At 40.2% G+C, this 584-nt stretch carries 2 protein-coding genes; both read right to left on the reverse strand.

The genetic code is table 11. From position 1 onward, the window contains the following. Positions 1 to 222 (reverse strand): 30S ribosomal protein S8 (rpsH, locus tag EK386_RS20770; protein WP_126660871.1); only part of this gene is annotated, 222 nt, incomplete at its 3' end. Positions 223 to 258: 36 nt separating this feature from the next. Beyond that, positions 259 to 564: a 30S ribosomal protein S14 gene (gene rpsN / locus EK386_RS20775; RefSeq protein WP_005599304.1), complete on the reverse strand. Its 306-nt coding sequence runs from the start codon at positions 562 to 564 to the stop codon at positions 259 to 261. Positions 565 to 584: the final 20 nt, after the last annotated feature.

Consider the following 584-nt stretch of genomic DNA (forward strand, 5'->3'; position numbering starts at 1 on the left):
ACTTTCTACAACCGGTTTGTTTTGGAAATATTTTAAAGTGATTTCCAATTCAGGTTTAGAACCTTCAACAATTTTGAAGCTCTCAACATAACCTTCTTCAGCTAAAACGCTTGCAATAGCAACTTTTAACTTAGATGAAGGCATACTGATTGCAACTTTATTCGCAGCTTGACCGTTACGAATACGGGTCAGCATATCTGCGATTGGATCTTGCATGCTCATGTATTTACTCCCATGATTCCAAATTAAAAGAGGTTATTACCAGCTTGCTTTCTTAAGGCCTGGAATTTCACCGCGCATTGCAGCTTCACGTACCTTAATACGGCTTAAACCAAACTTACGAAGTACACCGTGTGGACGACCAGTTTGGCGGCAACGGTTACGCTGACGGCTAGGACTTGAATCGCGCGGAAGTGTTTGTAGTTTTAACACTGCCGCCCAACGATCTTCGTCTGAAGAATTTGCATCAGAGATGATTTTCTTTAATTCTTCACGTTTAGCGTAGAATTTATCAGCTAATTTAGCACGTTTAACATCACGTACAATCATTGATTGTTTTGCCACGATAACCTACCTTATTTACG

Origin of the sequence: Lysinibacillus antri (genome assembly GCF_003977595.1) — a bacterium.
Taxonomy (GTDB): domain Bacteria; phylum Bacillota; class Bacilli; order Bacillales_A; family Planococcaceae; genus Ureibacillus; species Ureibacillus antri.